Annotated in this window: 16 protein-coding genes; 11 read left to right on the top strand and 5 right to left on the bottom strand. The window is 63.5% G+C overall.

Annotated features, from left to right (window positions below):
- Positions 1–25: 25 nt before the first annotated feature.
- Positions 26–1,573 (bottom strand): helicase HerA-like C-terminal domain-containing protein, encoded by a 1,548-nt coding sequence (locus BPNPMPFG_RS32250; protein WP_258592572.1) that lies wholly within the window; start codon positions 1,571–1,573, stop codon positions 26–28.
- A gap of 355 nt (positions 1,574–1,928) precedes the next feature.
- Here BPNPMPFG_RS32250 and BPNPMPFG_RS32245 point away from each other — a divergent pair, with 355 nt between their 5' ends.
- From BPNPMPFG_RS32245 to BPNPMPFG_RS32230, 4 genes are all read left to right on the top strand, one after another.
- On the top strand, positions 1,929–3,371 hold the full coding sequence (locus BPNPMPFG_RS32245) for a methylmalonyl-CoA mutase subunit beta (RefSeq protein WP_258592571.1): 1,443 nt from the start codon (positions 1,929–1,931) through the stop codon (positions 3,369–3,371).
- Positions 3,368–5,488, top strand: coding sequence for a methylmalonyl-CoA mutase (scpA, locus tag BPNPMPFG_RS32240; protein WP_258592570.1), 2,121 nt, complete (start codon positions 3,368–3,370; stop codon positions 5,486–5,488). The genes BPNPMPFG_RS32245 and scpA overlap by 4 nt, the downstream gene beginning before the upstream one ends.
- 73 nt (positions 5,489–5,561) lie before the next feature.
- A complete protein-coding gene (locus tag BPNPMPFG_RS32235) occupies positions 5,562–5,783 on the top strand; it encodes an AbrB/MazE/SpoVT family DNA-binding domain-containing protein (RefSeq protein ID WP_135863661.1) in 222 nt (73 codons plus the stop codon).
- Positions 5,780–6,169, top strand: coding sequence for a type II toxin-antitoxin system death-on-curing family toxin (locus BPNPMPFG_RS32230; protein ID WP_258592569.1), 390 nt, complete (start codon positions 5,780–5,782; stop codon positions 6,167–6,169). The genes BPNPMPFG_RS32235 and BPNPMPFG_RS32230 overlap by 4 nt, the downstream gene beginning before the upstream one ends.
- Here the strand turns inward: BPNPMPFG_RS32230 and greA are convergent.
- A complete protein-coding gene (gene greA / locus BPNPMPFG_RS32225) occupies positions 6,166–6,639 on the bottom strand; it encodes a transcription elongation factor GreA (RefSeq protein ID WP_258592568.1) in 474 nt (157 codons plus the stop codon). The genes BPNPMPFG_RS32230 and greA overlap by 4 nt on opposite strands.
- 121 nt (positions 6,640–6,760) lie before the next feature.
- On the opposite strand from greA, the gene BPNPMPFG_RS32220 reads away from it, so the two are divergent.
- Positions 6,761–8,137 (top strand): TIGR03808 family TAT-translocated repetitive protein, encoded by a 1,377-nt coding sequence (locus BPNPMPFG_RS32220; protein ID WP_258592567.1) that lies wholly within the window; start codon positions 6,761–6,763, stop codon positions 8,135–8,137.
- Between the two features lie 10 nt (positions 8,138–8,147).
- Here BPNPMPFG_RS32220 and BPNPMPFG_RS32215 read toward each other — a convergent pair whose 3' ends face one another.
- Both BPNPMPFG_RS32215 and BPNPMPFG_RS32210 read right to left on the bottom strand, forming a co-directional pair.
- Positions 8,148–9,152, bottom strand: coding sequence for an asparaginase (locus BPNPMPFG_RS32215; protein WP_258592566.1), 1,005 nt, complete (start codon positions 9,150–9,152; stop codon positions 8,148–8,150).
- Between the two features lie 123 nt (positions 9,153–9,275).
- On the bottom strand, positions 9,276–10,442 hold the full coding sequence (locus BPNPMPFG_RS32210; RefSeq protein ID WP_258592565.1) for an acetyl-CoA acetyltransferase: 1,167 nt from the start codon (positions 10,440–10,442) through the stop codon (positions 9,276–9,278).
- 200 nt (positions 10,443–10,642) lie between these two features.
- Between BPNPMPFG_RS32210 and betI the strand changes: the two genes are divergently transcribed.
- From betI to BPNPMPFG_RS32180, 6 genes are all read left to right on the top strand, one after another.
- Positions 10,643–11,233: a choline-binding transcriptional repressor BetI gene (gene betI / locus BPNPMPFG_RS32205; RefSeq protein WP_258592564.1), complete on the top strand. Its 591-nt coding sequence runs from the start codon at positions 10,643–10,645 to the stop codon at positions 11,231–11,233.
- On the top strand, positions 11,230–12,759 hold the full coding sequence (gene betC, locus BPNPMPFG_RS32200) for a choline-sulfatase (RefSeq protein ID WP_258592563.1): 1,530 nt from the start codon (positions 11,230–11,232) through the stop codon (positions 12,757–12,759). The genes betI and betC overlap by 4 nt, the downstream gene beginning before the upstream one ends.
- The gene (locus BPNPMPFG_RS32195) at positions 12,756–13,766 is read left to right on the top strand and encodes a threonine/serine dehydratase family protein (protein WP_258592562.1); all 1,011 of its coding nucleotides are present in this window, start codon (positions 12,756–12,758) and stop codon (positions 13,764–13,766) included. Before betC ends, BPNPMPFG_RS32195 begins: the two co-directional genes overlap by 4 nt.
- Before the next feature lie 3 nt (positions 13,767–13,769).
- Positions 13,770–15,422 (top strand): choline dehydrogenase, encoded by a 1,653-nt coding sequence (gene betA / locus BPNPMPFG_RS32190; RefSeq protein ID WP_258592561.1) that lies wholly within the window; start codon positions 13,770–13,772, stop codon positions 15,420–15,422.
- Positions 15,423–15,474: 52 nt separating this feature from the next.
- A complete protein-coding gene (betB, locus tag BPNPMPFG_RS32185) occupies positions 15,475–16,938 on the top strand; it encodes a betaine-aldehyde dehydrogenase (protein WP_258592560.1) in 1,464 nt (487 codons plus the stop codon).
- Positions 16,939–17,229: 291 nt separating this feature from the next.
- Complete coding sequence (locus tag BPNPMPFG_RS32180; protein ID WP_258592559.1) at positions 17,230–18,324, top strand: ISAs1 family transposase; 1,095 nt, start codon at positions 17,230–17,232, stop codon at positions 18,322–18,324.
- A 37-nt stretch (positions 18,325–18,361) separates the two neighbouring features.
- Here BPNPMPFG_RS32180 and BPNPMPFG_RS32175 read toward each other — a convergent pair whose 3' ends face one another.
- A complete protein-coding gene (locus BPNPMPFG_RS32175) occupies positions 18,362–20,602 on the bottom strand; it encodes an AGE family epimerase/isomerase (protein WP_258592558.1) in 2,241 nt (746 codons plus the stop codon).
- Positions 20,603–20,616 lie beyond the last annotated feature (14 nt).

Raw genomic sequence — 20,616 nt, 5'->3', positions numbered from 1 at the left:
AGCGGCAACGCCGCTGGCTCAAATCTTACCGCCCCCTCGACAGGCTGCCCAATATCCCGCGCACGATCGCCCGGCCCACCGACGAGCCGACAGATCGGACCACCGACTTTATCGCGGCCTCGGCCACCGTCTGACGATTGGATGGGCGCGGCGCCGGTGGGCGCCTGCCTCCCGATTGCGGTGCCGGATCGTCATTGCCGAAGCCGGGAATGGTCCAGCGCGAGCCGCCGCTGCTCGTCTGCTGTGCCTGCTCTTCGGCGTCCTGCGCCTCCTTGGCCCGCTTCTGCAGCATCTCGAAAGCCGATTCGCGATCGATGACCTGATCGTACTGGCCGGCGACCGGGCTTTCCTGGATCAGCTTTTGTCGCTCGGCGGGCGTGATCGGCCCGAGGCGCGAGGCGGGCGGGCGGATCAGCGTCCGCTGCACCATGGACGGAATGCCTTTGGTTTCGAGCGTGGAGACCAGCGCCTCACCGGTGCCGAGCTGGGTGATCGCGGTGGCGCAATCGAAGTCGGGATTCGGCCTGAAGGTTTCGGCTGCGGTCTTCACCGCCTGCTGCTCGCGTGGCGTATAGGCGCGCAGCGCGTGTTGTACGCGGTTGCCAAGTTGGGCCAGAACTTTTTCCGGGACATCCAAAGGGTTCTGCGTAACGAAATAGACACCGACGCCCTTCGAGCGGATCAGGCGGACCACCTGCTCGACGCGGTCGATCAACACTTTCGGTGCTTCGTCGAACAGAAGGTGCGCCTCGTCGAAGAAGAACACCAGTTTCGGCCTGTCGGGATCGCCGACTTCCGGCAGCACCTCGAACAGCTCCGACATCAGCCATAACAGGAAGGTCGCGTAGAGCCGCGGATTCATCATCAGCTTGTCGGCGGCAAGCACGCTGATGGCGCCACGTCCGTCACGGGTGGTGCGCATGATGTCGGCGATGCGCAGTGCCGGCTCGCCGAAGAAATGCGCAGCCCCCTGCTGCTCCAGCACCAGCAGCGTGCGCTGGATGGCTCCCACGGAAGGCTTCGTCACATTGCCATAGCGCGAACCCAGTTCGTCGGCGCGCTCGGCGATGTTGGCCAGCAGCGCCTGCAGGTCCTTCATGTCGAGCAGCAGCAGGCCTTCCTCGTCCGCCAGACGGAAAGCGATGTTCATGATGCCTTCCTGCGCATCGGTCAGGTTCATCAGGCGCGACAAAAGCAACGGCCCCATTTCAGAAACCGTGGCGCGGATCGGATGGCCCTGCTCGCCGAACAGGTCCCAGAGGATGACCGGAAATTCCTGGAAGTCGTAGGGGTCGAGCTTGACCTGCTCGGCCCGCTTGACGAGAAAATCCTGCGCCGTGCCCATCATGGCGATGCCGGACAGATCGCCCTTGATGTCGGCGCAGAACACCGGCACGCCGGCGTTGGAAAACCCTTCGGCCAGGATCTGCAAGGTGACGGTCTTGCCGGTGCCGGTGGCGCCGGTCACCAGGCCATGGCGGTTCCCATATTGCAGCAACAAATGCTCGGCACGCTGATAGCTGTCGTCCGGCTTGCGGCTGGCGCCGATGAAAATACTGGTGTCGTCAGCCATATGTCCGGTCTCCGCAAACTGATGTGTCCAAGCCAGTGGCCTTGCCGCAGGTATAGTGAGGCCGTTGCACAGCGACAATGCCAATCGTCCAAATCGGGGCCAATCGTCCAAATCGGGGCCAATCGTTCAAATGATGCCAATCGCCCCAATCCGGGCTAATCGTCGAAAATCGGATTTTTGGAACTTGCGGATTTTGCCGGTGTTTGGCAATCGTTCATGGTTCGTCCACGCAAGCCGACCTATATCAAAGGGATCGAATTTCGACCGTGAAAGCGCATTGCATTGCGGTAACGGACCGGGGACCGTAGACTGAACCGCTCCAGGCTGGTGCGGCCGCATGAAACGAGGAAAATGGATGGGCGCCGGAGCCTTGACTAGGGATGTCGAACCTGAGAACGCCGAGCGCCAGCGATGGCTGGCTTTGGCGGAAAAGGCGTTGGCCGGCGCTTCCTTCGAGGAAAAACTGGTCTCGCATACCGACGACAACATCCGCATCGAACCGCTCTACGACCGCAGCATCGCGGCGGAACCGATCGTGCGCGCAAATCCGAGATCGCCCTGGATCGTCAGCCAGCGCGTCGACGATCCGGATGTCGACCGTGCCAGAGCCCAGGCCATGGAGGACGTGGCGCAAGGCGCGACGGGACTGTCGCTTGTCTTCGAAGGAGCACCGAACGCGTTCGGCTACGGCCTGCCGAGAACGGTTAAAGCGCTGGAGACGGTGCTGGACGGCGTGCCGCTCAACCGCATCCAGGTCCGCATCGATGCCCATCCCTGGAGCCGCGCCGTGGCCGACTGGCTGGTAGCGTTCCTGAGCAAGCGCCGGTCCGATCCGGCAAAGCTCAATCTTTCCTTCGGCATCGATCCGGCGGCGATCTTCGCCGGAACCGGCCGGCTGCGCATGTCGATCGAGGCTTTGCAGGCCTCGATGCCGCAATCGCTGGCGCATTTCTTCTCGATGGGTGTTCCGGGCGTGCTGCTGGAGGCGGACGGGCGGGTGTTCCACAATGCCGGCGCCACCGAAGCGCAGGAGCTCGGCATCATGCTGGCTTCCGCCGTGTCCTACCTCAGAATGTTCGAGACGGCGCGGCAACCGCTTGTCTATGCCGCACCCCATATCGGCTTCGCGCTCAGCGTCGACCAGGACCAGTTGCTGTCGATGGCCAAGGTCCGGGCGCTGCGCAGGCTTTGGGCGCGGCTGCAGGAAGCCTGCTCTATCCCCAATTCCACGGCCAACATCCATGCCGAGACGTCGTTTCGCATGATGACGGCCATGGACCCGGAAACCAACATCCTGCGCACCACGATTGCCTGCTTTGCGGCGGCATCTGGCGGTGCCGATTCGATCTCCATCCTGCCGCACACGATCGCGCATGGCTTGCCGGCGGGTTTTGCCCGCCGCGTCGCCCGCAACACGCAGCTGATCATGGCCAATGAAAGCCATATCGATCATGTCGCCGATCCTGCCTATGGGTCCGGCGCGGTCGAAGCGCTGACCACGGAACTCTGCGAAATGGCCTGGGCTGAATTGCAGGCAATCGAGGCCGAGGGCGGCGTCTTGTCCAGCCTTCAGGACGGACATATCCAGAAGCGCGTTCACGCTGCGGCAGCACAGCGTAATGCAGCCTATCAGGCAGGCGAACGGGTCATCGTCGGCACCACGCTCTACCCGTTGAAAAGCGAGCGTCCGGTCGAGACGCTGACAGCGGAACGGCGGCCTGCCTTTACCGAAGGCGTTGCCGTCTGCGAGCCGCTGTTTCCGGTTCGCATCGACCAATCGATCGGAGCCGCCTCTTGATCCCTGATTTCAGCCAGATCGGCTGGGTATCGCCACGCCGCGCACCCGCCGAGGTCAAAGGCCAGCGGATGACGCCGGAAGGCCTTGTCGCCAAGCATCTGTACACCCAAAGCGACCTCAAGGGGTTGCCGCATCTCGACACCTATCCGGGCCTGCCGCCCTTCGTGCGCGGCCCCTACCCAACCATGTATGTCCAGCAGCCCTGGACGATCCGGCAATATGCCGGCTTCTCGACGGCGGAGGAGTCCAACGCTTTCTACCGGCGCAACCTTGCCGCCGGCCAGAAAGGCTTGTCGGTTGCCTTCGATCTCGCCACGCATCGCGGCTATGACAGCGACCATCCGCGCGTCGCCGGCGATGTCGGCATGGCGGGCGTCGCCATCGATTCCATCCTCGACATGCGGCAGCTGTTCGATGGCATTCCGCTTGGCGACATGACGGTGTCGATGACGATGAACGGCGCCGTGCTGCCGATCATGGCGCTCTACATCGTTGCTGCGGAAGAACAGGGCGTTGCGCAGAAGGATCTGGCCGGGACCATTCAGAACGACATTCTGAAGGAGTTCATGGTCCGCAACACCTACATCTATCCGCCAAAGCCCTCGATGCGGATCGTGTCGGACATCTTTTCCTACACGTCGAAGAACATGCCGAAGTTCAATTCGATATCGATCTCCGGCTACCACATGCAGGAGGCCGGCGCGACGGCCGACCTTGAGCTTGCCTATACGATCGCCGACGGCATCGAATATGCCCGCGCCGGCGTCGCGGCGGGCCTCGACATCGACCGCTTCGCGCCGCGCCTGTCCTTCTTCTGGGCGATCGGCATGAACTTCTTCATGGAAGTCGCCAAGCTCAGGGCCGCCCGCCTGTTGTGGGCGACTTTGATGGAGAAGAATTTTTCGCCCAAGGATGAGCGCTCGCTGTCATTGCGCACCCATTGCCAGACCTCGGGCTGGTCGCTGACGGCGCAGGACCCCTACAACAACATCGTCCGCACCATGATCGAGGCGATGGCGGCGACGCAGGGGCACACGCAGTCGCTGCACACCAATTCCTTCGACGAGGCGATGGCGCTGCCGACCGACCATTCGGCGCGGATCGCCCGCAACACGCAACTGATCCTGCAAAAGGAATCCGGCACCACGCGCATCATCGATCCGTGGGGCGGTTCGGCCTATCTCGAACGGCTGACGCATGATTTGGCGGCGCGCGCGCTTGCCCATATCGAGGAGGTCGAGGCTCTCGGCGGCATGGCGGCCGCCACCGAGCAAGGCATTCCCAAGCTGCGCATCGAGGAAGCCGCCGCGCGCACGCAGGCGCGCATCGATTCCGGCGAACAGATGCTGGTCGGCGTCAACGCGCATCGCCCGGAGACCGACATCGAGGTCGACGTGCTGAAGATCGACAATGCCGAAGTCAGGGCGCGGCAATTGTCGAAGCTGCAAAGCCTGAAGGGCACCCGCGATGTCGCCGCTGTGGAAAGCGCGCTCGATGCGCTAAGCCGCGCCGCGGAGGGCAATGAAAACCTGCTGGAGTTCGCCATCCGCGCCGCGCGCGCCAATGCTACGGTCGGCGAGATTTCATTGGCGTTGGAAAAGGTGTTCGGCCGTCACGTCGCCACGGTGCAGACGATCTCCGGTGTCTACCGCAACGCGCTCGGCGACAATGCCGTGGTCGACGGGCTGCAGGCCAAGCTCGACGCGTTCGAAAAGAAATCCGGCGGCAAGCCGCGCATTCTCGTCGCCAAGATGGGACAGGACGGGCACGACCGTGGGCAGAAGGTCATCGCCACGGCTTTCGCCGATCTCGGCTTCGACGTCACCGTCGGCGCAATGTTCCAGACGCCGGATGAGATCGCCAGGCTGGCAGTCGCGCAGGACGTCCATATTGTCGGTGCCTCGTCACTGGCGGCGGGACATCTGACGCTGATCCCTGAACTGCGCGACGCGCTGAAAAAGCTCGGCCGCGGCGACATGCTGATCGTCGCCGGCGGCGTCATCCCACCGCAGGATTATGACGCCGTGCTGCAAGCCGGTGCGGCGGAAATCTTCCCGCCAGGCACCGTCATTCCGGAGGCGGCGGATCGCTTGCTGGACCGGCTGCTATCGGCCTGACAAGCTTGTTATAATATCCGTTGCAACAAACATCGATTGTGTTATAATCGGCGTTGCAACAGGATGATCCATCATGAACACGACCATTCGCAAGATCGGCAATTCCGAAGGTGTGATCCTGCCAAAGGATCTGCTCGACCGTCTGAACATGAAGACAGGCGATCAGCTTCAGATCGTCGAAACGGACAAGGGGATTGCCCTTGAGCCGGTGGACGACAGTTTCGAGCGGCAGATGGAAGCTGCTCGCAAGGTCATGGACAAATACAAGGTAGCGCTTCAGAAGCTCGCCGAATGAGCTGGGAGTTTCTGTCACGTCGCGCGGTCGAAGCGATGCATGCCGAGCAGTTGCGCAGGCATGGCGGAGCGCAAGGTTTGAGAGATGAAAACGCTCTCGAATCGGCGCTCGCCCGCGCCGAGAACAAGGCCAACTACGGGGATCCCTCAGTTGAAGATCTTGCAGCCGCCTATGTCTTCGGCATAGCCAGGAATCATGCCATTGTCGATGGCAACAAACGGACTGCCATCGTGGCCGCCGGCGCATTTTTGATTGTGAACGGGCATGTCCTGACAGCCGACAACGGCACGCTTTACGAATTCGTCATGGCAGTCGCTTCAGGCGAAATCGATGAAGCCGGAGCCGCGGCTTTCTTCCGCGACCATGTCGTCAAGCTCGAGGATTAGCTTTCCGACAGCTTGACGATTTCCCATTCCTTGCCGTTGACCACGGCTATGTCGCCAACCTTCTTGCCGAACAGGGCGACAGCCATCGGCGATACATGGGAAATCGTGCCCTTGGCCGGATCGGCCTCATCCTCGCCGACGATTTTCCAATGCACCTTCCTGTCGTCATCGCCCTCGAGCGTGACGCCCATGCCGAAGCGCACCAGGTCGCTGCCCGGCTCCGGCACGGACAGCTCGGCACTTTCGCGCCGGGCGGTCCAATAGCGCAGGTCGCGCGACACCACCGCGATGCGCTCGCGGTCCGCCTTCCTCTCGGCTTTGGCCAGTATGTCGCGCAGATCGGCGAGATTTTCCTCGATCATCGCCAGGCCGCGCTCCGTCACCAGATTGCGGTGCTGGCTGATCGGCCGCTCGCCGACACCGGCAATGGCGTTTTCGCTGTCTTCCTCGCGGGTAAAAGCTCTGCTCATCCGTTGAACTTAGGCGTGGAGAGGCTGCTCGACAAGCCATTGTCGCTGCCCTCGAGAGGAGAGACAGAATGTCTGGCACGATTCCTGCGATCTCAGGGTTGAACGCCAGGACCCTGTGCCGATGTTGAACAGACGAACACTTTTAACCGGAACCGCCGGCTTTGCCGTCATGGGCCTCTCGCTTGGCAGAGCGGCAGCCGCCAGCCTGACCGGCATCGAGAAAGCCTCCATGCGCGGTTCGATCAACGCCACCGAACTTGGCGTGCAGCCCGGCACCTTCGACGATCAGAGCAAAGCCTTCGCCAAGCTGCTGCGCGACGCCAACGATCGCGACGTGCCGGTGTTTCTGCCACCCGGCACCTATGTCGTCTCCAACCTCTCGCTGCCCGGCCGCGTGCGTCTTTCCGGCGTGCCGGGCGCAACACGGATCGTCTATGGCGGCGACGGCCACCTGTTCATGGCCGAACAGGCCGACCATATCGAACTCAGCGGGCTGGTCTTCGATGGCGCTAACCGCTCGATGGGCGACTACGCGCAAGGGCTGCTCGATCTGCGGAGGATCGCGCACCTCGTCGTCGACAATTGTCAGATCACCGGCAGCGGCAAGAACGGACTGGCGCTGGAACACGCGGCGGGCCGGGTCGAGCGCTCGGACATATCGGGGGCCGCCGATGCCGGCATCTATTCGGTCGAGGCCGACGGGCTGGCGATTACGGGCAACACCGTCTCCGACTGCGCCAATGGCGGCATCCTCGTGCATCGCTGGCAGGCGGCGGAAGACGGCACCATGGTCACCGGCAACCGTGTCGAGCGCATCCAGGCGCGCAGTGGCGGAACCGGCCAGAACGGCAATGGCATCAACGCCTTCCGCGCCGGCAATGTCGTCATCTCGGGCAACATCGTCTCGGACTGCGCCTTCTCGGCAATCCGCGCCAACAGCGCCAGCAATCTGCAGATATCAGGCAACACCTGCTCGCGCTCGGGCGAGACCGCGGTCTATTCGGAATTCTCGTTCGAAGGCGCCATTATCAGCAACAACATCGTCGACGGCGCCGCCAATGGCATTTCGATCGTCAACTTCAACGAGGGCGGCCGCATGGGTGTATGCTCGGGCAACATCGTGCGCAATCTGTCGACCAGCGGCCCCTACCCCGCCGACCCGCCCGGGTTCGGCGTCGGCATCGGCGTCGAGGCCGACACCACCGTTTCCAACAATGTCATCGAGAACGCGCCGCTCTACGGCATGCAGATCGGCTGGGGGCCATACCTGCGCAATGTCGTGGCCACGAGCAACATCATCCGCAAGACTGGAACCGGCATCGTCGTCAGCGTGGTCGAGGGTGCCGGCACGGCCGTCATCTCGGACAATGTCATCGACGGCGCGCTGAACGGCGCCGTTGTCGGCCAGCGCTGGGCCGAGCCGGCAACGGGCGACCTGACCTCGTCGGACAAGAGCGGCTATGCGCATCTGACCGTCGAGCGCAATCACGTCAGCTGAGTGCTGATCTTCAGTTCAAGGCAGTGGTGGGCCTGAGCGATCCGACCTTCACGCCGTTCCGGCTTTCGATCGGCGTGTTCGCCAGTTCAAGCAGCCTCGCCGCCACGGCCTCGTCCGCGTGCAGCAGCCTGGCAAGTACGGCGGCAACCATGGCTTCGCCAGCGCGGCCGGCACCATCATCGCATTTGAGCGCTATGCCGAGACCAAGCTCGGGGAGTGCCGCGCAATAGACGCCCTCGGCGCCGCCTTTCGTAAAAATCCGCCCGGGTGCGGCCTCCATCAAAGCGACATCGGCGCGGCCGGTACCGGCGACAAAGAACGGTTCTGCCATGCAGGCGGCCAGCAGACGCCTCGCGGCCTTGGCGCGCTCGGGACCAAAACCATTTGTGGTGGCCATGCGGGCAAAGCCGAGAGCAAAACTCCTGAGTGGCACCGCATAGGTCGGGATCGAGCAGCCATCGGTTGCTCGCTCGTCGGCACCATGGACAGCGCCCGTGACCGCCTGCATGGCGTCGCGCACCATCTCCTGCAAGGCGTGGTCCGGCCTGATATAGCCGCGATGCGCAATGCCCGCGTGGACGCAGGTGCAGAGGAAGCCGGAATGCTTGCCGGAGCAATTGTTGTGCAATGCGTTCGGCAAACCACCGGCGCGGGCAAGCGCGATCTCCGCGTCATGATTGGACGGCCAATGCGCGCCGCATTCGAGCGCTGAGCCGTCAAGCCCGGCCTTGGCCAGCATGGATCGCGCCAGTTCGACATGCCCCGGCTCGCCCGAATGGGAGGCACAGGCAAGCGCCAGTTCGCGGTTGCCGAAGCCATAGGCATCGGCCGCGCCGCTTTCGACCAGCGGCAATGCCTGGATCGCCTTGACCGCGGAGCGCGGAAACACCGGCTTCGAGGTGTCGCCGATTTCCCAGACCGGCTTGCCGTCGGCATCGAAGACCGCGACAGCGCCGCGATGCGCGCTCTCGACGATCGCGCCGCGCAGGACCTCGATCAGAACCGGATTTGTCATGTCACCTCCCGCCAGCGCATGACCTCGAAAATCAGACCCGATTTTCGAGGTCATGCGCAAAATCAAAGTGTTACAGCGTCCTTTGCGCGCCTCAAAAGGCGCGCGGCGCTGTAATGCGGCGGTTTATCTGATCCGGTCGAGAATGGAAACGTAGTTGGCGACCGCAGCACCGCCCATGTTGAAGATGCCTCCGAGTTTTGCGCCCGGCACCTGGATGCCACCGGCTTCGCCGACAAGCTGCATGGCGGTCAGGACATGCATGGAGACACCGGTGGCGCCGATCGGGTGGCCCTTGGACTTCAACCCGCCCGACGGGTTGACCGGCAGGCGGCCATCCTTGGCGGTCTCGCCGCTCATGGCGAGCTTCGCACCCTCGCCCGGCCTGGCCAGACCCATCGCCTCATATTCGATCAGTTCGGCGATGGTGAAGCAGTCATGCGTCTCGACGAAGGAGAGATCGTCAAGCGTCACGCCGGCATTCTTCAGCGCCCTGCCCCAAGCCTGTTCACAGCCTTCGAACGCAAGGATATCGCGCTTCGACATGGGCAGGAAATCCTGCACATGCTCGTTGGCGCGGAAGGCAACGGCGCGGCGCATCTTCAGCGCGGTCGCAGTGTCGGCAAGGATCAGGGCGGCGGCGCCATCGGAGACCAGCGAGCAGTCGGTGCGCTTCAGGGGACCGGCGACGAAGGGGTTCTTCTCGCTCTCCTGGCGGCAGAATTCATAGCCGAAATCCTTGCGCATCTGCGCATAGGGATTGTCGACGCCGTTCTTGTGGTTCTTGGCGGCGATCATCGCCAGCGCGTCGGACTGGTCGCCATAGCGCTGGAAATAGGCCTGCGCGATCTTGCCGAAGACGCCTGCGAAACCCGCCGGCGTGTCGCCGTCCTCGGGCAGATAGGAGGCCTTGAGCAGGTTCTTGCCGATCTCGGGACCAGGCGTCGTCGTCATCTGCTCGGCGCCGACCACCAGCACGATACGGGCGGCATTGGCGTCGATGGCGCGGATGCCTTGCCTGACCGCCGCCGAGCCGGTGGCACAAGCGTTCTCGACGCGCGTCGCCGGCTTGAAGCGCAGCCGGTCGTCGGCCTGAAGCACCAGGCTCGAGGTGAAATCCTGCGCCGAAAAGCCGGCGTTGAAATGACCGAGCACGATCTCGTCGACCTCGTCGGGACCGATGCCGGCATGGTCGAGCGCGTCCGTGGCCACCTTGACAATCAGGTTTTCGAGCGTCTCGCCCTCGAGCTTGCCGAAACGCGAATGCGCCCAGCCAACAATGCATGCGGTCATGGCGGTCTCCATCCTTGGCGCCAGCCTAGCATGTGGGCTCACGGCGCACCTCGCATTTATTGTTCAAATATAAACAATCGTGCTCGCTTCGTGAAGGGCCGAAAGCAGACAATCGCTTGGTACAGGCCGAGCCGCCGGCGATTTTTTTGTTGATTGACCCGTCAATAAAAAATAATCCTGCTTCAAAGGACCTTAGCAAAATGCCGAAAGTCGGAATGGAACTCCTGCGCCGCAAGGCGCTCATCGACGCGACGATCTCGGCGATCGGCGAACGCGGCTCGCTCGACGTGACCATGTCCGAGATCGCCGGTCGCGCCGGCGTGTCGTCGGCCCTTGCCCATCATTATTTCGGCGCCAAGGATGAGCTGTTGCTGGCAACGATGCGGCACATCTTGGCCGAGCTGACGACCGACATGCGGCGCGCGCTTCAGACCGCCGGCACCGCGCGCGAACGCGTCTCGGCCGTGGTCGCCGTCAACTTCTCCGACATCCAGTTCCAGCCCGAAACCATCGCGGCATGGCTCGCCTTCTATGTCGAGGCGCAGAAATCATCGGCCTTGCGCCGGCTGCTCAGGGTCTATGCGCGGCGGCTGCATTCGAACCTGATGAGCGGTCTGACCGGCATCCTGCCCAGAGCCGAAGCCGACCGTGTCGCCGAAGCGACAGCGGCGATGATCGACGGGCTCTACATCAGGCGAGCGCTGAAGGACGGCGTGCCCGACGCCGCGACCGCGATCGCGCTGGTCGAGGACTATCTCGAAACCAAACTCGGCGAGCGGCGCAAACAGTGACACCGAAGCGACCCAATTTCCTGATCGTCATGGTCGATCAGCTCAACGGGACCTTGTTTCCGGACGGGCCGGCGGACTTTCTGCACGTGCCGCATCTCAGGGCACTGGCAGCCCGCTCGGCGCGCTTTGCCAACAACTACACCGCATCGCCGCTTTGCGCGCCGGGCCGGGCCTCATTCATGAGCGGGCAACTGCCGTCGCGCACCGGGGTCTATGACAATGCGGCGGAATTCGCCTCGTCGATCCCGACCTTCGCCCATCATCTGCGCGCCGCCGGCTACTACACCTGCCTGTCGGGCAAGATGCATTTCGTCGGGCCGGACCAGTTGCATGGCTTCGAGGAACGGATGACCACCGACATCTACCCGGCCGATTTCGGCTGGACGCCGGATTACCGCAAGCCCGGCGAGCGCATCGACTGGTGGTATCACAATCTGGGTTCGGTGACCGGCGCCGGCGTCGCCGAGACCACCAACCAGATGGAGTATGACGACGAGGTCGTGTTCCTGGCCACGCAGAAGCTCTATCAGCTTTCGCGCGACCAGGACGATGCGAACCACCGGCCTTGGTGCCTTACTGTTTCTCTCTCGCATCCGCACGATCCCTATGTCGCGCGCAAGCAGTATTGGGACCTCTATGAGCATTGCCAGGCGCTAGACCCGGAAACGGGGGCCGTCGCGCATGACGAGCAGGACACGCATTCGCAGCGGCTGTATCTCGCCAGCGATTATCCGTCCTTCGAGATCACTCCGGAACAGGTGCGTCGTTCGCGGCGCGGCTATTTCGCCAACATTTCCTACATCGACGACAAGCTCGGCGAGCTTCTGGACGTTCTGAAGCGCACGCGTATGCTCGACGACACCGTCATCCTGTTCTGCTCGGATCACGGCGACATGCTCGGCGAGCGCGGTCTGTGGTTCAAGATGAGCTTCTTCGAAGGCTCGGCACGGGTGCCGTTGATGATTGCCGGCAAGGGCATTTCCGCCGGGCTGATCAAGACGCCGGTCTCCAATCTTGACGTGGCGCCAACGCTTTGCGACCTCGCCGGCATCGATATCGAGGCGATCGCGCCATGGACCGACGGCCAGTCGCTGCTGCCGCTGACCGAGGGCAAGCCGCGTACCGCGCCGGTGTTGATCGAGTATGCAGCCGAAGGCTCCTACGCGCCCCTGGTGGCGATCCGCGACAGCAGATACAAATTCGTCCATTGCGAGCTTGACCCGCCGCAACTGTTCGATCTCGACGCCGACCCGCTCGAGCGAGACAATTTGGCCGACGACCCGGCCAATGCGGGTCTGGTGGCAACCTTCATGGACAAGGTTCGGGCGCGCTGGGACATGGCCGGCTTCGACGCCGCAGTTCGCGAAAGCCAGGCGCGCCGCTGGGTGGTCTATCCGGCGCTGCGCAACGGCGCCTATTACCCCTGGGATTTCCAGCCGTTGCAGAAGGCTTCGGAACGTTACATGCGCAACCACATGAACCTCGACAATCTCGAGGAGAGCAAACGGTATCCACGAGGCGAATGATGGCAGACCTTCTCGTTCCCACCCTTGACCATCTCAAGCAGGCCTATGCCGTCACCTCCCGGGCGACTCAGATCACGCCACTGCTGGAATCGGCAGCACTCGCGCGTGAGACAGGCGCGGCCCGCGTGTTCATCAAGGCGGAATCGCTGCAATGGGCCGGCTCTTTCAAGGTGCGCGGCGCCTATTGGCGGCTGAAGCAGCTTTCGGCCGATGAGGCAAGGAAGGGCGTCGTCGCCTATTCCTCCGGCAATTTCGCGCAAGGGCTGGCGGCCGCCGGCCAGGCGCTCGGCATTCCGGTCACCATTGTCATGCCGATCGATGCGCCGGCCGCCAAGCGCGATGCCACCGCAGGCTATGGCGCCCGCGTCGTGCTGACCGACCATGGCGAGCGTGCGCGCGAGGAAGTCGCGGCCGCCAAGGCTCGCGAGATCGCCGAGACTGAGGGGCTGGCCTTGCTGCATCCGTTCGACGATCCGGAGATCGTCGCCGGCCAGGCCGGCGCCGGTCTCGAAGCACTCGACCAGCTTGCTGCCAAGGACGCCAGCGCCGACCTGTTGTTCTGCTCGGTCGGCGGCGGTGGACTGATCGGCGGTGTTTCGCTCGCCTTCCACTATCTGTCGCCGGCTACCGAGATCATTGGCGTCGAGCCGGAAGGTTTCAATGGCATGGGCTCGTCGCTCGCGCATGGCAGCATCGAGACCATGCCGATCGGCCCGAAGTCGATCTGCGACGGGCTGATGTCGCGGCGGCCGGGCGACGCGCCGTTCGCGGCGGTCAAGACCGCCGGCGTGCGCGGCATTACGGTCGACGATCAATCGGTGCGCAGCGCCATGCGGATCGCCTTCGAGCGGATGAAGCTGGTGCTCGAACCATCGGGGGCTGCTTCGCTGGCGGCGCTGCTCGGCGGCAAGGTGGATGTGACTGGCAAGACCGTGCTCGTGGTGGCAACTGGCGGCAATGTTTCGCTCGCCGATTTCATCACGCATATGAACGATGGGCGCATATGAACCATGCTTGAAGCGGATTTCGTCATCATCGGCTCCGGCTCGGCCGGCTCGGCCATGGCCTACCGGCTGTCGGAGGACGGCAAGCATTCGGTCATCGTCATCGAATTCGGCGGCACCGATATCGGACCGCTGATCCAGATGCCGTCGGCGCTGTCCATCCCGCTCAACATGAGCCTCTACGACTGGGGTTTCGCCAGCGAGCCGGAACCGCATCTCGGCGGCCGTGTGCTGGCAACGCCGCGCGGCAAGGTGATCGGCGGCTCGTCCTCGATCAACGGCATGGTCTATGTGCGCGGCCACGCCCGCGACTTCGACCATTGGGCCGAAGACGGCGCGGTCGGCTGGGGCTTTGCCGACGTACTTCCCTACTTCAAGCGCATGGAGGACAATGACGGCGGCGAGGATGGCTGGCGCGGTCACGGCGGGCCATTGCACGTGCAACGCGGCCCGCGGAAGAATCCGTTCTACGGCGCCTTTGTCGAGGCCGGCCGCCAGGCCGGGTTCGAACTGACCGACGACTATAACGGCTCCAAGCAGGAAGGCTTCGGGCCGATGGAACAGACCATCCGCGGCGGCCGACGCTGGTCGGCGGCCAGCGCCTATCTCAAGCCGGCGCTCAGGCGAAAAAACGTGAGTCTGGTCAAGGGCTTTGCCCGCCGGGTGATCATCGAGAATCAACGCGCCATCGGCGTCGAGATCGAAGCTCACAAACAGATTCAGGTCGTTAAGGCACGACGTGAGGTGATCGTTGCCGCCTCGTCGATCAATTCGCCCAAGCTCCTGATGCTGTCCGGCATCGGCCCGGCCGAGCATTTGCGCGAAAACGGTATTGCCGTCGTGGCCGACCGGCCCGGCGTCGGCCGCAATCTGCAGGATCATATGGAGCTCTACATCCAGCAGGAATCATTGCTGCCGATCACGCTGAACTCGGTGCTCAACCCATTCTCGAAGGCGCTGATCGGAGCGCAATGGCTGCTCTTCAAGACGGGGCTTGGCGCCACCAACCATTTCGAGGCGGCCGCCTTTGTGCGCTCGCGCGCTGGCGTCGACTACCCTGATATCCAGTACCACTTCATCCCGGCGGCGGTCCGCTATGACGGCAAGGCGGCGGCGAAGTCGCACGGCTTCCAGGCGCATGTCGGGCCGATGCGCTCGAAGTCGCGTGGCTCGGTGACGCTGCGCTCGCCGGACCCGAAGTCGACGCCGGTGATCCGCTTCAATTACATGTCGCATCCGGACGACTGGACAGAGTTCCGCCACTGCATCCGGCTGACGCGTGAGATCTTCGGCCAGTCGGCCTTCGACCCCTATCGCGGCAAGGAAATCTCGCCGGGTTCGCACGTGCAGTCGGACGACGATCTCGATGTCTTCATCAGGGATCACGCCGAGAGCGCCTACCATCCTTGCGGCACCTGTAAAATGGGCCGCGCCGACGACATGATGAGCGTCGTCGATCCGGAGTGCCGGGTCATCGGCGTCGACGGCTTGCGGGTCGCCGATTCCTCGATCTTCCCGCGCGTCACCAACGGCAATCTCAATGCGCCGTCGATCATGACCGGCGAGAAAGCCTCCGACCACATTCTTGGCCGCACGCCGCTGGCGCCGTCCAACCAGGAACCATGGATCAATCCGCGCTGGCAGGCGTCCGACAGATAGAGCATGATCCGGCGAACGTTCCGCCCAAGCGAAGACGATTTGGAGACCTCCCATGCGCGCCCAGCCCACGGCATCGCACTATGTCAACGGACGCTACATCGACGACGAGCAAGGCGCGCCGCTGCCGGTCATCTATCCGGCCACCGGCGAGACGATCGCCATGCTGCGTTCGGCGACGCCGAACGTGCTGGAACTCGCCATCGAGGCCGCACGTGCCGCGCAGCCCGCATGGGCACGGCTGAAGCCGGTCGAGCGCGGCCGCATCCTGCGCCGTGCCGCCGACATCTTGCGCGCCCGCAACGCCGACCTCGCCCGCATCGAGACGCTCGATACCGGCAAGGCGATCCAGGAGACGCTGGTGGCGGATGCGCCGTCGGCCGCGGACTGCCTGGAATATTTCGGCGGCGCGGTCGCCGCCTATAATGGCGAGGCGATAGACCTCGGCGGACCCTTCGCCTACACGCGGCGCGAAGCGCTCGGCGTCTGTGTCGGCATCGGCGCCTGGAACTATCCGATCCAGATCGCCGGCTGGAAATCGGCACCGGCACTCGCCATGGGCAATGCCATGGTGTTCAAACCGTCGGAAAACACGCCGCTTTCAGCACTGGCACTCGCCGAAATCTACAGCGAAGCCGGCCTGCCCGACGGGCTGTTCAACGTCGTGCAGGGTTATGGCGATGTCGGCGCCGGGCTCGTCGGCCACGATGTCGTCGCCAAGGTTTCGGTGACCGGCTCGGTGCCGACCGGCCGCAAGGTGCTGTCGCTTTCCGGCTCGAAGATGAAGCACGCGACGATGGAGCTCGGCGGCAAGTCGCCGCTGATCGTTTTCGACGATGCCGACATCGAAAACGCCATTGGCGGCGCCATGCTCGGCAATTTCTATTCGACCGGCCAGATCTGCTCCAACGGCACGCGTGTCTTCGTGCAGAGCGGCATTCACGACCGCTTCGTCGATCGCTTGATAGAGCGGACCAAAAAAATCCGCATCGGCGACCCGCTCGACCCGGAGACCCAGATGGGTCCGCTGGTTTCCAAGGCTCAGCATGAGAAGGTGGTCGGCTATATCGAGATCGGTAAGCATGATGGCGCTGTTCTGGCCTGTGGTGGCAACGTGCCTTCGCTGCAGGGTTTTGACGGCGGTTTCTTCGTCGAGCCGACGGTCTTCACCGGCGTCACCGACACGATGCGCATCGCGCGCGAAGAGATTTTCGGACCGGTGATGAGCGTGCTGAAATTCGACGGCGAGGACGAGGTGATCGACCGCGCCAACGACACCGAGTTCGGCCTCGCCGCAGGCGTCTTCACCCGCGACCTGCCGCGCGCCCACCGCGTCATCGCCGAACTGCAGGCCGGCACTTGCTGGATCAACGCCTACAATCTTACGCCAGTCGAGATTCCGTTCGGCGGCTTCAAGCAGTCCGGCATCGGCCGGGAGAATTCGCTGGCGGCGCTGGCGCTCTATTCGCAGCTGAAGTCGATCTATGTCGAGACTGGGGATGTGGCGAGCCCGTATTGATTTAACGATTGGCGAAAACCGACGTGACGACCCAGCTCCCCCTTGCGGGGGAGATGTCCGGCAGGACAGAGGGGGTGGGAAGGATCGCCGACGTTCCCCGCTGATCGCTTCACATTACGGGAGGGCCAACCATGTTGGTTTGATAGGCTGGAGGGACAGCGCCCCCCTCTGGCCTGCTGGCCATCTCCCCCCACAAGGGCAGGGGAATCGCATTTGAGTAAATGTAGGTCTTGCGGGCTGTGGAAAGGTTGATTCTTTAGGGGCTTTGTCTTTGAAGGAGAGGCCCAATAATTGCTGCTTTCGATTTTGCGGGAAGTTCAAGACCCGCGTGACGTCAACGCGCGTCATGATCTGGCGGAGCTTCTGTTTTTGGCCTTGGCTGCGACGTTGTGCGGCGCCAAAAGCTGCGTGGATATTGCCGATTTCGTCGAGGGTCAGGAAGAAGAGCTGAAAGAGATCGTGGTGCTGGAGCATGGCTGTCCGAGCCACGACACGTTCAGCCGGGTGTTTCGACTTCTCGATGCCGATGAGCTTGCGCGCAGCTTTGCCAGCTTCATGGCGGCGCTGCGCCAAACGCTCGGACTTTCGCCGCCACGCGGCGTGGTGGCCGTCGACGGCAAGGCGTTGCGGCGCGGCTATGCGAAGGGGCGGGCTTTCATGCCACCTTTGGTGGTGAGCGTGTGGGACGCCGAGACGAGGCTGTCGATTGCCGCTGCCCGCGCGCCTGAGGGCGACGAGGTCAAAGCCACGCTGGATCTTCTGAAGAGCTTGGATTTGAAGGGCTGTACAGTGACGGCCGATGCGCTGCACTGCCGCCCCGACACCGCCAAGGCGCTGATCGGCAAGAAGGCGCATTATGCGCTGGGGCTGAAGCCCAATCGTCCCAAGCTGTTTGCCGCGGCCGAACGAAGCTTCGCCCAAGCCGGCGAGATCGCGTTCTTTGAGACCAGCGACAGCGCGCATGGCCGCACCGAGACGCGAAGGGCTTCGGTCCTGCCGCTCAAGCGGCTGCTCGACCTGCCGGGCTTTCCCGGCCTCAAGGCGATCGGACGCATTGAGGCCTCTCGCAGCGTGGCAGGCGGCAAATCCAGTACCTCCGTGCGCTATGTCGCGCTCTCCAAAGTGCTTACCCCCAAAAGACTGGCCGAGACGCTCAGAGCACATTGGACAATCGAGAACCAGTTGCATTGGAGCCTCGACGTCGTCTTCCATGAGGACGACGCTCGCTCCCGCAAGGACAACGCCCCGCAAAACCTCGCCGTCATCAGACGCCTCGCGCAAAACATCTTGCAAGCCCATCCTCTCGACAAACCCATTGCAAGCAAAATGCGCAGAGCCAGATGGAACAAAGACTTCTTCTTCCAGCTCTTTACTCATATGCGATAGCCCTGCCCGCAAGGGGGAGATTGGCAGCTTCAGCCGCTCAGCTTCCCTTCTCCGCCGTCCCATCCAGATACTGGGTCAGCGCGCAGACCAGATGATAGAAGATGCTGGCCGGAACATCCGTCGCCAGCGAGCGGCCGCGCTCGTCGATGCGGTCGATCCACAGGCCGACCGGCGCCGGGTCGATATGCCAGCGGAACAGCCGGCCGACTCGCGCCTCGATCTCGGGCTTGAGGTCGGGCCCGCCCGAACCATCGAGTGCAATCGCCGCCTTGACCGCTTCGGCCTGCGGCCAGCTGCGCGAGACAAGATCGAGCGGCAGGCCCTGCCGTGAGACGGCGCCATAGGCAAGACCGGTGGCGCGGTTGAGGCCGTTGGCGATGGCCGACGCATAGAGTTTCCGAGCAAAACCGCTCAGCTCGGCCTGGCCGCTGCGTCCGGCGAAATCGACCAGCAGCGAGGCCCATTCGAAGTGATGGCCTGGCTCGGTCCAGGAGCCTTTCTCGCCGGCTGACGGTTTCCATTCGGCATCGAAATATTCGCCGAGCGTCCAGCTTTCGGCGTCGAAGAAATGGCTGCGGAACAGGTCGATGATGCGCGCCGCGCGGCGCAGATGGGCGCGCTCGCCGGTCGCCTGGTGCCAGGCGAGAAAGGCCTCGAGCAGATGCATATGCGGGTTGGAGCGCCGCTCGCCTTCCCCATCTGATGTTTCGAGGAAGCCTCTCATGCGGCTGTCCTCGAGATACGCATCGAGAAAGGCGAAGGTTTCCTCGCCGAGCCTCAAGGCGTCCGGATTGCCCGACATATGCGCATGCGCCAGTGCCAGCAGCACACAGGAATGATCGTAGGCATCCTCTGTGGCATCGGCGACCGAGCCATCGACGTTCAGCGTGCGCACCCAGCCGCCTTTGTCGGTGCGGCCGTTCCCGGCCATGAAGTCGATGCCATGGCTGATCAGCCGGTCGGCCGGGCCGTCCCAGCCGCGCGCCTTGGCAACGGCGAAGGCATAGACCTGCCTTGCCATGGTGCGCATGCGCTTGGGCTTCATCAGCGGCGAGGCATCGAGGCCAAGCGCTTCGTGAAAACCGCCATGGCGCTCGTCGACGCCTGATGTCGACCACAGTGGCAAGGTCTCCTGAAACAGCCAGTGATGCACGCGCCGCCGCCACGCGCCGCTTTCGATGACACGGTCATGCGCCGGCGTGAACCGGGTTTCCAGCCGGCCCGACTTTTCGAGCTGTTCGACGATCTTCTTGACATGCTGGCTGTGGCTGACCGGGGCGACGAAGGTGGCGTCCGATGTCGAGACGATGGCGACATCCTTCATGCCGATCGCCGACAGCAGGCGGCCGTCGCTGCGGATGTAGGAGTTCTCGCAGTCGATGGCGACGACGTCGCCGATGACGACATTGCCGTGATCGTCGGCAGGGCCGACATCGAGCAGCGACTGCCAGGAGCCGAGATCGTTCCAGCGGAAGCCGGCCGGCACCATGGCGATGTCTTTCGCCCGCTCCATGATGGCGTAGTCGATCGAGTTCGACGGGATGGCGGCGTATAGCACCAGCGGCATATAAAGGCCGGACAGATCCGATGTCGCCGCTTGGTAGGCCGCCTCGGTGGCCTGCCAGATATCAGGCTGGAACGCCGCGAAGGCATCGCGCATGGCGCCGGCGCTAAACAGGAAGATGCCGGTGTTCCAATAGAAATTTCCGGCCTGGAGATAGCTCTGCGCGGTCGCAAGGTCCGGCTTTTCGACAAAGCGCGACACGTCGAAGGTGCCGCCGCTTTCGGCCGCGACTTCGATGTAGCCGTAGCCGGTCTCGGGCTGCATCGGCTTGATGCCGAACACCACCAGCCGGCCGGCGCGCGCCGCCTCGCAGCCTGCCTCGACGCTCTGCCAGAATTGGCACGGGGTTGATATCTCATGGTCGGACGGCACCACCAGCACCAAGCTGTCGCCGAATTCGGAGAGCGTGCGCAGTGTGGCCAGCGCTACCGCCGCGGCTGTGTTGCGGCCTGTCGGCTCGAACAGCGGGCCGCCGCCGGCGAGATCGAGGCCGGCAATATCCGCATGGACGCGGTCGGCATGACGCTCCGAGGCGATCAGGAAGATCGGCGTTTCGCCTTCCGGCCGCGCCGTCAATCGACGCAAGGTCTTGGCCAGCATCGAGCCGTCACCGGACAGATCGTGGAACTGCTTGGGATTGTCCTCGCGCGACAGCGGCCAAAGCCGCGAGCCGACGCCGCCGCTCATGACAAAACTGACAATCCGCTCGGTCATTCGGGTCTCGCGCT

It is taken from the genome of Mesorhizobium sp. AR07, assembly GCF_024746815.1.
In the GTDB taxonomy this organism is placed as follows: domain Bacteria; phylum Pseudomonadota; class Alphaproteobacteria; order Rhizobiales; family Rhizobiaceae; genus Mesorhizobium.
The sequence above is the reverse complement of the archived record's forward strand: the minus strand, read 5'-3'. Positions and strand labels throughout refer to the sequence as shown.

Bases quoted from the DNA above. Each gene is read 5' to 3' on its own strand.
- BPNPMPFG_RS32210 (WP_258592565.1), bottom strand. From the start codon at position 10,442: ATGACCGCATGCATTGTTGGCTGGGCGCATTCGCGTTTCGGCAAGCTC.
- BPNPMPFG_RS32220 (WP_258592567.1), top strand. From the start codon at position 6,761: ATGTTGAACAGACGAACACTTTTAACCGGAACCGCCGGCTTTGCCGTC.
- betI (WP_258592564.1), top strand. From the start codon at position 10,643: ATGCCGAAAGTCGGAATGGAACTCCTGCGCCGCAAGGCGCTCATCGAC.
- BPNPMPFG_RS32235 (WP_135863661.1), top strand. From the start codon at position 5,562: ATGAACACGACCATTCGCAAGATCGGCAATTCCGAAGGTGTGATCCTG.
- BPNPMPFG_RS32215 (WP_258592566.1), bottom strand. From the start codon at position 9,152: ATGACAAATCCGGTTCTGATCGAGGTCCTGCGCGGCGCGATCGTCGAG.
- betB (WP_258592560.1), top strand. From the start codon at position 15,475: ATGCGCGCCCAGCCCACGGCATCGCACTATGTCAACGGACGCTACATC.
- greA (WP_258592568.1), bottom strand. From the start codon at position 6,639: ATGAGCAGAGCTTTTACCCGCGAGGAAGACAGCGAAAACGCCATTGCC.
- BPNPMPFG_RS32195 (WP_258592562.1), top strand. From the start codon at position 12,756: ATGATGGCAGACCTTCTCGTTCCCACCCTTGACCATCTCAAGCAGGCC.
- BPNPMPFG_RS32175 (WP_258592558.1), bottom strand. From the start codon at position 20,602: ATGACCGAGCGGATTGTCAGTTTTGTCATGAGCGGCGGCGTCGGCTCG.
- BPNPMPFG_RS32245 (WP_258592571.1), top strand. From the start codon at position 1,929: ATGGGCGCCGGAGCCTTGACTAGGGATGTCGAACCTGAGAACGCCGAG.
- betA (WP_258592561.1), top strand. From the start codon at position 13,770: ATGCTTGAAGCGGATTTCGTCATCATCGGCTCCGGCTCGGCCGGCTCG.
- BPNPMPFG_RS32230 (WP_258592569.1), top strand. From the start codon at position 5,780: ATGAGCTGGGAGTTTCTGTCACGTCGCGCGGTCGAAGCGATGCATGCC.
- BPNPMPFG_RS32250 (WP_258592572.1), bottom strand. From the start codon at position 1,573: ATGGCTGACGACACCAGTATTTTCATCGGCGCCAGCCGCAAGCCGGAC.